8 protein-coding genes are annotated in these 12,382 nt (G+C 41.4%); all 8 read right to left on the bottom strand.

What is annotated here, in order from left to right:
- Window positions 1-182: 182 nt before the first annotated feature.
- On the bottom strand, window positions 183-1,160 hold the full coding sequence (locus I6G42_RS02450) for a DUF4435 domain-containing protein (protein WP_038804289.1): 978 nt from the start codon (window positions 1,158-1,160) through the stop codon (window positions 183-185).
- 16 nt (window positions 1,161-1,176) lie between these two features.
- On the bottom strand, window positions 1,177-2,649 hold the full coding sequence (locus I6G42_RS02445; protein WP_038804290.1) for an AAA family ATPase: 1,473 nt from the start codon (window positions 2,647-2,649) through the stop codon (window positions 1,177-1,179).
- A 116-nt stretch (window positions 2,650-2,765) separates the two neighbouring features.
- Window positions 2,766-4,313, bottom strand: coding sequence for a bifunctional phosphoribosylaminoimidazolecarboxamide formyltransferase/IMP cyclohydrolase (purH, locus tag I6G42_RS02440; protein ID WP_038804368.1), 1,548 nt, complete (start codon window positions 4,311-4,313; stop codon window positions 2,766-2,768).
- A 200-nt stretch (window positions 4,314-4,513) separates the two neighbouring features.
- Window positions 4,514-5,059, bottom strand: coding sequence for a phosphoribosylglycinamide formyltransferase (purN, locus tag I6G42_RS02435; RefSeq protein WP_038804291.1), 546 nt, complete (start codon window positions 5,057-5,059; stop codon window positions 4,514-4,516).
- Window positions 5,056-6,078 carry a phosphoribosylformylglycinamidine cyclo-ligase gene (gene purM, locus I6G42_RS02430; RefSeq protein ID WP_038804292.1) on the bottom strand — a complete coding sequence of 341 codons (1,023 nt, stop codon included), beginning with the start codon at window positions 6,076-6,078 and terminating at the stop codon, window positions 5,056-5,058. The genes purN and purM overlap by 4 nt, the downstream gene beginning before the upstream one ends.
- A 216-nt stretch (window positions 6,079-6,294) precedes the next feature.
- Complete coding sequence (gene purF / locus I6G42_RS02425) at window positions 6,295-7,737, bottom strand: amidophosphoribosyltransferase (RefSeq protein WP_038804293.1); 1,443 nt, start codon at window positions 7,735-7,737, stop codon at window positions 6,295-6,297.
- 93 nt (window positions 7,738-7,830) lie between these two features.
- Window positions 7,831-11,556, bottom strand: coding sequence for a phosphoribosylformylglycinamidine synthase (locus I6G42_RS02420; protein ID WP_038804294.1), 3,726 nt, complete (start codon window positions 11,554-11,556; stop codon window positions 7,831-7,833).
- A 56-nt stretch (window positions 11,557-11,612) separates the two neighbouring features.
- Window positions 11,613-12,320, bottom strand: a complete 708-nt coding sequence (gene purC / locus I6G42_RS02415) for a phosphoribosylaminoimidazolesuccinocarboxamide synthase (protein ID WP_038804295.1) — start codon at window positions 12,318-12,320, stop codon at window positions 11,613-11,615.
- Between the last annotated feature and the right edge of the window lie 62 nt (window positions 12,321-12,382).

Raw genomic sequence — 12,382 nt, 5'->3', positions numbered from 1 at the left:
TCAACCTCTTTTGCGAATTATTTACTAATATTATATCACAAACGTTCGTTTTAATCTCGTTCCGCTCCGCGTTTTAGACAAAAAAAGGAAAGAAACTGTTTTCTTCCCTTTTGTCTTCTTAATGTCTAAAAATTTACTCAAAGTTTCAACTAATCTTATATAATTTCCACATATAATAAAGACTAGTTGAATATCAAGCAACATTTTCTTTTCAAGTAGTCATTCAAACACTCAGGCGTGTCTGCACAATTAGTAAACACTGTCATTATATTTCTATCATCAATAAAAAATTGTTTTTGCAGAATACCTCCACTTTTATTTTCTACGGATAATATAAACTCTTTTAAAAACCATAACAACTGTTTACCTCTAAAATAATTCTCTATACAGCTACGGTACTCCTCTACATCATTGGCAAAAGTACTGCGTATATATTCTTTTTTATCCATGAAATAAGATAGCTCAGCAGTATAATCTCTACCATTCTTCTCAAGCCCGCTTTCAGATTTCTCCCTTAATTTTTCACCATACTTCCTCTCAAAATAATAGAAACTAATATCTTCAACTGATAATTCTAACTTTTTATACTTAACTTTTAAAATATTATCTGCATTATTTTTCAACCCCAACAAATCAAAGTCTATTTTGACCCCATTTAATTGACAACAAATAGCCCATAGATTCATATCCGTCAGATGTTGAATAAATTCTTTATATCTTTCATTAAAAAAATCTAATACCTTGCCAAACTCTGGATCATCTTCATTTATTCCAAAATGTGTTTTCAGTATTCTCTCGATTGCTGTATGGCTTACGTAAAAGTTCTCAACTGCATATTTTGGAGTCATATATACATCCGAATCTAACCGGTGTTTTTCATAGTCTTTATCTATAAAAAATAATTTATTCTTTAATTTATAACCCTCCTCATGAGTAAATTTATCAACTAATTGCAACACTTTACTCTTACCACCAACCTCATATGCATTGTAATTTTTAGTGAAATTTCGTATTCGACAATCATAATACTGCCTATCTTTTCCTTCATAAAATACAAAATATCTATTAGGGTTAGCCTTAGCATCTCTCGTATACCTTTCCCAAATAACTGAGGATTCTGTCAAACTTTCTAGGTGATTTTCTATTGTTACTGATTTCAAATTATATCCCCCTTATTTAAAAAGGCAGTTCATCATCATTATCGTCATCTAAAAAGAAATATGTAAATTTATTATCTCTATTTTGCGAAGTTTCCTTAATACACTTATCAATCTCTTTCGCATAAGGTAGGAGATTTTTATATATGAATGGAGAATGAGTTACTGTTAATAAAAATTTACACTTACTTGCTTGAGAAATATCATAAATAAATTCCTCTTGCCATGGAACGGATAAAGATAACTCCGGCTCATCAAACAGAATAACAAGTTCTTTTTCATCTTCTAAAAATATCTTGGAAAAGGTTGAAATTAACTGTTTTTCACCCGATGAAAGATTACTTAAATCAATAATATCTTCAACTATTTCTCCATCCTGACTTTTCTTAAAAATAGTCTCCTCGTTACTATCAATCCTCTTGATATCTAACCTTAACGACTGTGGATTATAATAAAATTTTTTCCTAAACAAATATTTATTTACTCTTTGATTAAAATCATTAATCCTACTATCAATATCTGCCAAAGTTCTATAATTTTCAAGAATACTTGAAACAAGATAGTCCAAATATTTATCTTCGTGCAAAACACCTTGACGTATCTTACTTAAAATTATAGATTTAGTTTCATCAGTTATTTTATCACCTAATCTAGACAGAGCGATATCTACTTCTTCAGGATCAAAATTCTCACCAGAAATTTTAATACTTTCCCCATTAGAAAAAGTATTTAGTAAACCACTAGTCATATTATTGTAACTTTCGTTGGTTTCCTTACTAATCTTATTTAATAGTTCTTTTATCCTATGGTCGACATCTTCCATACCAAAATGAATTAATTCTCCACTAAATTTACTATTTAATATCTCTTCTCCAGGAGCAACATTTCTAGGACCTATATTTAATTTACGTAAATCTTCCTCAATTCTTCTATAAGTTGGGAAGTATAAAATTTTATACTTATTTTTTAATTCCTCTATATAGCCTATTAGTTCCATGTACCCTGAAGGATTAATTCTCTCTAAAACCTCAACCATGAGTTCTTGAATAAGAGGTTTGGGATAATTATGCAATAATGAATATTTTTCATATAATTTTCTTAATTCGAAATTAAATATAAAATCTGTCGTAGTCTCTAATTTCAATAGTTCGTTCATCAAATTTTCGTCTTGTTCAATTTCATTAATTAATTCATCAACTATAAATTTCGGATATCGTCCCTTGCGACTTCTGACTACTGAATTTATATGCTTAATATCACTTTTAGTTATTTTTACACTTTTTTTCCCTTCAAATTCAATTTCAAGACTCTCAAAAATATATTTTGATAATCTTTCATAGTTTAAATCAAGCAAATAATATAGCATCGAAAGAATAGTCGTCTTACCAATACCATTTTCTCCAATGTAAATAGTCTTATCATTCTTAAAATTCAACTCAACATCATAATAATTATGAAGATTATTAATTTTAAATTTCTCAATTAAAGGCATGCATATACTCCTTGATAGTTTTATTTATTACAATTATACCAAAAAGCAAGCCTTACGGCTTACTTTTTACAAATGTTATTATAATCAATTTTTGTTTATATTGAAACTTTGTCTTCTTAATGTCTAAAGTGTCTCACGCCTGTAAAGACCATGGTCAAGCCGTATTTATCCGCTGCTTCGATGGACTCTTGGTCACGGACAGATCCACCTGGTTGGATGATGGCTTTGATACCTGCTTTGGCGATTTCTTCCACGTTATCCGCGAATGGGAAGAAGGCATCGGAAGCAAGCACAGCGCCGTCAAGGCGGTCTTTGGCTTGGTCAATCGCAATACGAACAGAGGCCACTCGGTTTGTTTGACCTGGGCCAACGCCAAGTGTCATGTGGTCGTTGGTGATGATGATTCCGTTTGATTTGACGTACTTGATGGCTTTCCAAGCGAACTCAAGAGCTGTCGCTTCTATCTCGGTTGGCTGGCGTTTGGTCACTACTTGCCAGTCAGCTGGGCTTTCCTTGACCACGTCTTGGTTTTGCACAAGAAGTCCACCAACCACGCCTGTGTATTCTGCCTCTACCTCACTGGCATCTTGAGCATCAAATGGCAAGGCAAGGATGCGCAAGTTTTTCTTTTTATTGGTCAAAATGGCTAGCGCTTCATCCGTATAGCTCGGTGCGATGATGATTTCAAGGAAAACGCCGTGCATCTTCTCAGCTGTCGTAGCATCCACCTCACGGTTAAGAACGACAATTCCACCAAAGATAGACACTGGGTCAGACTCATAAGCGTAGTCCCAAGCAGTTTCGATATCATCAGCTTGACCGATACCGCACGGGTTCATGTGTTTCAAAGCCACAACGGTTGGACGATCTTTGAAGTCACGAATAATACGAATGGCCGCATCAGCGTCACGGATATTGTTAAAGGACAATTCCTTACCGTTGAGCTGTTTCGCTGATGCAATTGAGTAGTCTGTCGGCAAAGCTTTCTGGTAGAAATCCGCATCCTGCTGAGGATTTTCCCCATAACGCATTGGTTGCTTAAGGTCATAAGTCAGAGTGAGTTTTTCAGGTTTTTCTTCACCCACTTGAGCTGTGAAGTATTCTGCAATCAAGGCATCATAAGCTGCTGTGTGACGGAAAACCTTAGCTGCCAAACGTTGACGCGTTTCGTAAGTCGTTTCACCATTGGCTGCCAATTCGTCCAAAACCACAGCGTAGTCAGTAGGATCTACCACAACTGTTACGCTGGCATGGTTTTTGGCTGCTGACCGAAGCATAGATGGCCCGCCGATATCGATATTCTCCACCGCATCAGCGTAAGTCACATCTGGTTTGAGAATCGTTTCCTTGAATGGATAAAGATTGACCACTACAAGGTCGATGAGTTCAATCTGATTCTCTTTGGCAGCCTCTAGGTGGCTGTCGAGATCACGACGAGCGAGGAGTCCGCCATGGATATTTGGGTGAAGGGTCTTGACACGACCGTCCATCATCTCTGGAAAACCCGTCACATCATCAATTGCAATGGTCTCCACCCCAGCATTATCAAGGGTAACCTTTGTCCCACCTGTCGAGATGATATCCCAACCAAGTTTTTTAAGTTCTTGGGCAAATTCAACAATGCCCGTTTTGTCTGAGACGCTGATTAAGGCGCGTTTAGTCATATTATTTCCTTTCATTTTCAAACTCTCTACCTAGGCAATTTTCTTTTTATAAAGTATAGGGAGACAATTACCATGACTCCCAAAATTACTGTCAGTAAAAATTTCCCCCAATAAGGAAACTCTGGGAAGAAGAAATTTACCAGTAAACGTAGAACGATTGCCAAGCTAATCAAGGCAAATGTTTCCAACCATTTTTTCATTTATTTGTCCAACAATTCTCTAATAACTTCCGGATACAACTTGTACTCCGCTTCATGAATGCGAGCTTCAAAGCTTTCGATGGTATCATCAGCTAGACGTGGCACACGGACTTGTTTGATAACCTTTCCTGTATCCACACCAGAGTCCACCCAGTGAATGGTGACGCCACTCTCAGCAACACCAGCATTCCAAGCGTCCTCAATCCCATGAGCTCCTGGAAATTCTGGCAGGTAGGCAGGATGAATGTTGATAATTCGGCCCTCATAAGCTGACAATAAGGTTGGCCCAACGATTTTCATGTAGCCGGCGAGGCAAACCAAGTCAATCTGATGTTCTTCCAAGAGTTCGACAAGGGCTGCTTCGTAGTCTGCCTTGTTCTCAAACTCCTTGAGTTCAAAAGCATAGGACAGGACGCCGAGCTTTTCTGCCCGCTCCAACACATAGGCGTCACGATGGTCTGAAAAGACAAACTCCACCGGAAACTCTTCGGCAATCACCTGAAAATTCGAGCCATTACCAGAGGCAAAAACCGCTATTTTTTTCATTTGATGATGACACTTTCGTTTTCTTTCTTGACGATGCGACCAATTTCATAGACTGGTTCATCCAGCGATTCCTTGACACGATCTACATTTTCAGGTCTAACTGCCAACATGAGTCCCACACCCATATTGAAGATTTCAAACATTTCTTCGTGCTTGATTTCACCGTATTTTTCAAGGGCTTTGAAAATCGGAAGCACTGGTACTTTGTCTTCTTCAATTTCCGCAGCTAGGTCATCTGCAAACATACGAGGGACATTTTCGATGAAACCACCTCCTGTGATGTGGGCAATACCGTTGACCAACCCTTCCTTGATGAGTGGCAACACAGCCTTGACATAGATACGAGTCGGCTCAAGCAGAACTTCCTTGAGTTTCTTGCCCTCCAATTCTGGTAAGACTTCCTCACCTGTATAGTCCGCAAAGACACGACGAACGAGTGAGTAACCATTTGAGTGAATACCACTTGAAGCAAGTCCAAGAATCACATCACCTTCAGCTACTTTTGAACCATCTATGATTTGAGATTTTTCAGCTACACCGACTGCAAAACCAGCCAAATCATAGTCATCTGCGCCATACATACCAGGCATTTCAGCCGTTTCCCCACCGATGAGAGCAGCGCCTGCCTGCACACAACCTTCTGCCACACCAGCAACGACTTGTTCTAGTTTAGCTGGTTCATTCTTCCCTGTCGCTACGTAGTCAAGGAAGTAAAGAGGCTCCGCACCTGCAGCGATGATGTCGTTGACACACATTGCCACACAGTCCTGACCGATGGTATCGTGCTTATCGTATTTGATAGCCAGCATGAGCTTGGTTCCGACACCATCAGTCCCTGAGATCAAGACCGGCTCTTTGACACCTGTTTTTGAAAGGTCAAACATGCCACCGAAACCACCTAGAGCTCCCATAACACCTGCACGCTCCGTACGAGCTACATGCTTTTTAATCCGTTCAACAACTTCATAACCCGCTTCAACATCTACACCCGACTGGGCGTACGCATTTTTATTTGCCATTTTATTTTTCCTTTTCTTTGAGAAGATTGCGACGTATTTTTAGATAAACAATTATTTTATCTAAAAATACTAGTCAGGGCTCTAGCTTTGGTCCCATAGGGCAAAGCGTCTACTGACAAATGCTTTAGCTTTTAGTCAGTAGCGAGACGTGGAGCATAAGCATTTTTATTCGTCATTTTGTTCATTCCTTTTCTTTAATGGAGAGTCGTCATCCGCCTATTTGTAAAAACTGGTCTTTTCATCCAAACTGCTACGATAGTCTTCCTCATAGTCGTAGAGAGGAGTTGGGTAGTCGCCGTCAAAGTAAGCGACACAGAGACCACCGTTTGGCGCATCTGTTTCGATGCCGATAGAATCAATCAAACCATCAATCGAAAGATAAGTCAGACTGTCCGCACCAATGATTTGACGAGTTTCCTCGACCGTATGATTGGCCGCAATCAGCTCCTGACGCGTCTGGATATCAATCCCGTAAAAACATGGATAAGCTAGCGCTGGACTGCCAATAGCAACGTGAACTTCAGAAGCCCCCGCTTCTTTCAAGAGCTGAACGATACGGCGAGAGGTTGTCCCGCGAACAATGGAATCATCAATCATCACCACACGTTTGCCTTTGACAACACCCGAAACAGCAGACAGTTTCATCCGTACCCCTTGCTCCCGCAATTCTTGAGTCGGTTGGATAAAGGTACGTTGCGTGTATTGATTCTTGATAAGACCCATTTCATTTGGCAGACCAGATTCTTCTGCAAATCCCATAGCTGCGCTGAGTGAGGAATTTGGCACACCGACCACAATATCCGCTTCGTGCTTGAACTCACGCGCCAATTGAGCCCCCATACGTTTGCGAGCTGTATGGACGTTGACACCATGGATATTAGAGTCAGGACGGGCAAAGTAGATATACTCCATAGAGCAAATCGCCAACTGGGTATCATTCGTATAACTATCGTACTGAATCCCATTGCCATCCACGATTACAATCTCTCCTGGTTTTACATCGCGAATCCACTCGGCACCAATGACTTCAAAAGCACAAGTTTCAGAGGAAACAACAACTGCTCCATTGGCCATTTTCCCGATAGAAAGCGGACGGAAGCCATTAGGGTCAAGGGCCGCAACCAACTTGTCCTCAAATAGCAGGATATAAGCAAAGCCACCTTTGACGAGACTAAGTGCTTCCTTGATTTTACCCATCAAGTTCGGATTGTGACTCCGACGAATGAGGTGAGCCAAGATTTCCGAGTCCGAAGTTGAACTGAAAATAGCGCCACTTTGTTCCAATTCTTTCTTGAGCGATTCGGCATTGGTCAGATTTCCATTGTGAGCAAGTCCAAACTGCATGTCATGAAAACGAAAGAGAAAGGGTTGGATGTTATCCGCAGAAGCTTCCCCTGCAGTCGCATAACGCACATGCCCAATGGCAGCCGTTCCTGTCAGTTTGTCCAATTTGGTAGGATTTTTGAAAACTTCTGATAGAAGCCCCATATCACGATGGCGCTTCAATTTCCCTTGGTCATTGGAGAGGATTCCTGCCCCCTCCTGACCACGGTGCTGAAGACTATGGAGCCCAAAATAGGTCAATTTGGCAGCATCTGGATGTCCCCAGATACCGAAAACACCACATTCTTCATTAAGAGATTTTACTTCGTATGTCATTTTTTATACCTAATTTTTATTTGTGTATCGTCAAGAGCAAGATCTACATGACTTTCACATTACGGATACTATCTATTAGAAAATCTACGATTCTTATTTTCCAGTAAAGTATTTAACCGCCGACGCGAACAGGTGCTGATCTTTATTTCCTGGGATGTTTTGGAAAAGACCGTCTTCATAACGTTCTGAGTGACCCATTTTACCAATGATTTGACCGTTCTTGCTGGTAATTCCTTCGATGGCATTTACAGAACCATTCGGATTGTACTTAGAGTCCATACTTGGTTTGCCGTCAAAGTCAACATATTGGCTAAAGATTTGACCATTGTCACGGAGCTCCGCAAATTCCTCAGCCGTCACGACAAACTTCCCTTCACCGTGCGAAACAGGAATGGCATGAATATCTCCTACTTGCACGCCAGCCAACCATGGTGAGTTGGTATTGGCAATTCGAGTTTCCACCATCTTGGCCACGTGTTGGTTGGCATCATTGTAGAAGAGGGTTGGGCTAGTACTGCTGGCATCTTCAAAGTTTCCGTATGGAAGAAGACCTGATTTTACAAGGGCTTGGAATCCATTACAGATACCGATAATCAAGCCACCACGAGCAATAAAGCTATCAATTGCTGCACGTACTTTTTCATTGAGCAAGATGTTGACGATAAACTTAGCTGAACCATCTGGTTCGTCCGCAGCTGAGAAGCCACCTGCAAAGAAGAGGATATTAGCCTTGCCGATATTGTCAACCATGGTCTCAACTGACTTGACAATAGCTTCTTCATTCAAGGTCACGAATGGCACCAAGTTGACTTCTGCACCTTCTTTTTCGAAAGCTTTTGCTGAGTCATATTCCGAGTTGGTTCCTGGGAAGACTGGGATGTAAACCACTGGTTTTTCAATAGTTTCTTTAGCTTTGATGACTGCGGTAGAAGCGACAGCTGGAACTTCGTCCAATTCTTTAGCTTGGGCAAATTCCGTTGGGTAAACTTCTTCCAGTCTCCCTTGAAAGGCACTGTCAAGTTTCTGTCCATCTAACTTCACACCGTTGACAAGGAGTGTAAAGTCTGCACTTGTTTGTCCAATCTTCTCTACTCCAGCGATTTCTTGAGGAGAGGTGAAGACAAATCCACCCAATTGAGCTGTCAAAGAACTTTCAAGTTCAGACAAGATAACCTCTGCACCGATATGGTTCCCAAAGGTAGCAAGAGCCAAGCTTTCAAGGACACCACCATATTTAACAGCTGATGCAGATGTTACTTTGTGGTCAGCTTGGATGGCTTCAAATTGAGCAAAGTTAGACTTAATCAAGTCAAAATCAATCTCTGCGGAGAGGGCTTGACCTGGAATGTAGTAGATGTTTTCACCAGCAGTCTTGAACTCAGGAGAAAGGACTTTACGGCTATCTGCTGTTGTCACCCCAAAGGCAACCAAGGTTGGTGGTACCGTCAATTCTTCAAAGGTACCAGACATAGAGTCTTTACCACCGATAGATGGCAAGCCAAGCTGAATTTGTGCTTCAATAGAGCCTAGAAGGGCTGCTACTGGCTGACCAAAACGCTCAGCTTGCTTGTCCATCCGCTCAAAATACTCTTGGTAAGAGAAACGAGCCTTAGACCAGTTGGCACCTGCCGCTACTAGACGAGCAGTCGCTTCGATAACTGCATAGGCAGCACCGTGGTATGGAGACCATTCTGCTAGATAAGGGTTAAAGCCTTGCGCCATGACAGACGCAGTATGAGTCACACCGTGTTGAACTGGCAATTTCTGCACAGATGCCTCAGTTGGTGTGAGTTGATAGCGACCACCAAGCGGGTGATTGACAGTTGAACGACCAACTGAACTATCAAAGATGGTCTGCAAGCCTTTTTGACTGGTATGGTTAAGGTCAGATAGAACTGAAAGGGTATCTGCTTCAAGGGTTTCAACACTTGTCTTGCGCTCTTCTGGAAGCTTGACATCCTTGTCCACGACCTTGGCATCGACAACGACACGCACACCATTGGTATCAAGGAAACGACGTTCCAAGTTGACGATGGTTTCACCATTCCAGTGCATGACTAGATTTGGTTTTTCAGTCACTGTCGCGACCACAACAGCATCAATATTTTCTTTATTACATTCTGCAACGAAGGCATCTACGTCCTCAGGACGAACCACGACCGCCATCCGTTCTTGTGATTCAGAGATGGCAATTTCTGTACCGTTCAAACCTTGGTATTTAAGAGGAACCTTGTTGAGGTCGATTTCAAGACCGTCTGCCAATTCACCGATGGCTACACAGACACCACCAGCACCAAAGTCATTGGATTTCTTGATGAGACGAGTGACATCGCCATTACGGAACAGACGTTGAATCTTGCGTTCTTCTATGGCATTTCCTTTTTGAACCTCAGCACCAGCAGTCTCCACAGACTCAACCGTTTGAACTTTAGAAGACCCTGTCGCACCACCGACACCATCACGGCCAGTCTTACCACCAAGAAGAATAATCACATCGCCCGCTTCCGGTTTTTCACGGACAACGTTGCCCTTAGGAGCTGCACCAACAACGGCACCAAGCTCCATGCGTTTGGCTACAAATCCTGGGTGGAAGTATTCACGAACGTAAGTCGTCGCAAGACCAATCTGATTCCCATAAGAAGAATAACCGTGAGCCGCTGTTTTAGAAATGACTTGTTGTGGTAATTTACCAGCGCGAGTTTCTGAAATTGGAGCTGTAATATCGCCAGCACCTGAAATACGCATGGCTTGGTAAACGTATGAGCGACCTGACAATGGGTCACGAATGGCACCACCGATACAAGTAGCCGCTCCACCAAATGGTTCAATTTCCGTTGGGTGGTTGTGAGTTTCGTTTTTGAACATGAGAAGCCATGGTTCTTTGACACCATTGACATCCACTTCAATTTCAACAGAGCAGGCATTGATTTCATCAGACACTTCCATGTCATCCAAACGACCGTTAGCACGCTCATAACGACCAAAAATAGTCGCCATATCCATCAAGGTCTGAGGTTTATCCGTACGTCCCAACTCATCACGCATGGCGATATACTTGTCATAAGTCGCTTGCAATTGTTTTTGGAATTTAGAAGCTGAGAAGTCGATATTCTTCAACTCCGTCTCGAAAGTTGTGTGACGACAGTGGTCAGACCAATAAGTGTCCAAAACCTTGAGCTCTGTTTCTGTCGGCACGCGCCCGATTGACTTGAAGTAGTCTTGGATAAAGAGCAAATCATCCACTTCCATGGCCATCCCTTGCTTGGCCTTGTAGCGAGCAAAGTCTTCTGCCGTATAACTTTCAAAGAAAGTCAATTTTGGAATAGTCTTGTCTGACTCTGAAAATTCCTGCTTGGCAATCCCTGTCGTGATGTCCTTGAAACGAGAATCAACTGGGTTGAGCAAGTAGTTCTTGACCGCTTCCAACTCAGTCGCATCAATATCTTTATTGACCAGATAAAGTTGGGCTGTATTGACCGTCACATCACTCGAACTTCCCAGCAAAAGCAAGGCTTCCTGTGAAGAAGCTGCACGTTGGTCAAACTGCCCTGGCAGGCTTTCAATGGCAAAGAAAGCATAGTTAGCAAGATCCGCTTGCACAGCCGCTTCGTCCAATACATGGTCGGTCACCTGCTCAGAGAAGATGTGTTTCTCTGCAGGCGCAAACAAGTCCTCTGCCAAATCAAAGACATCATAAACTTGCACAATGCGAATACTTTTCAAAGTTGAAAGTCCCAAGTTATGCTGGAGCTCCCTTACCAAACTTTCTGACTTAACTTGAAAATCGGCCTTTTTTTCAACAAAAATACGTTTATCCATCAATTCTTATTCCTTTATTTCAGCTCTTGCAATATTCCCAAACGACTTCTAGGTTGTTATTTCAATCCCTGCAACTTTTCCCAGACAATCTCATAAACATCTGTCAATTCTCCGAGACCTCTACGGAAAACATCTTTGTCCATGTGGTTGCCATCCGCATCCCACAAACGGCAGTTATCTGGTGAAAATTCGTCTGCCAAGATAATCTTACCATCCTTGTCAAAACCGAACTCTAGCTTAAAGTCAATCAATTTAAGCCCAATCTCAGCAAACCAAGCCTTCAAAAGTTCATTGATACGACGGGTTTCTTCTTTCAAGTAAGCAATCTGCTGGTCATCTGCAATCTTTAGGAATTTCACATGCTCATCATTGATAAACGGATCATCCAAATCATCATTTTTATAGTAAAATTCGACAATCGGAGTCTCAAATGCGATACCCTCATCAACGCCAAAACGTTTTGAAAAGGATCCAGCCGTGTAGTTGCGGAGCACAACTTCTAGAGGAATAATCTCAACCTTTTTATTGAGTTGTTCCGTATCCGAAAGTTTCTCCACAAAGTGAGTCGCCACACCAGCAGCATTTAACTTTTCAAAAATAAAAGATGAAATCTGATTATTCAAGACTCCCTTGCCCGCAATCTGCTCCTTCTTGACACCGTTGAAGGCAGTTGCCTGATCCTTGTAAGTTGAAATAATAAGATTTTCATCCTCAGTTGTATAGATATCCTTGGCTTTTCCCGAATAGATCAATTCTTTTGACATTTTAAAGTTCGCCTTTCGTATTTCTTTACTTCATTCTACTACAAAATAACGAAAATAGCAAG

This window comes from Streptococcus oralis, assembly GCF_016028255.1.
Taxonomy (GTDB): Bacteria; Bacillota; Bacilli; order Lactobacillales; family Streptococcaceae; genus Streptococcus; species Streptococcus oralis_AC.
This window is presented reverse-complemented; position numbering and strand designations above follow the sequence as displayed.

Bases quoted from the DNA above. Each gene is read 5' to 3' on its own strand.
- I6G42_RS02445 (WP_038804290.1), bottom strand. From the start codon at position 2,649: ATGCCTTTAATTGAGAAATTTAAAATTAATAATCTTCATAATTATTAT.
- purH (WP_038804368.1), bottom strand. From the start codon at position 4,313: ATGACTAAACGCGCCTTAATCAGCGTCTCAGACAAAACGGGCATTGTT.
- purN (WP_038804291.1), bottom strand. From the start codon at position 5,059: ATGAAAAAAATAGCGGTTTTTGCCTCTGGTAATGGCTCGAATTTTCAG.
- purM (WP_038804292.1), bottom strand. From the start codon at position 6,078: ATGGCAAATAAAAATGCGTACGCCCAGTCGGGTGTAGATGTTGAAGCG.
- purF (WP_038804293.1), bottom strand. From the start codon at position 7,737: ATGACATACGAAGTAAAATCTCTTAATGAAGAATGTGGTGTTTTCGGT.
- I6G42_RS02420 (WP_038804294.1), bottom strand. From the start codon at position 11,556: ATGGATAAACGTATTTTTGTTGAAAAAAAGGCCGATTTTCAAGTTAAG.
- purC (WP_038804295.1), bottom strand. From the start codon at position 12,320: ATGTCAAAAGAATTGATCTATTCGGGAAAAGCCAAGGATATCTATACA.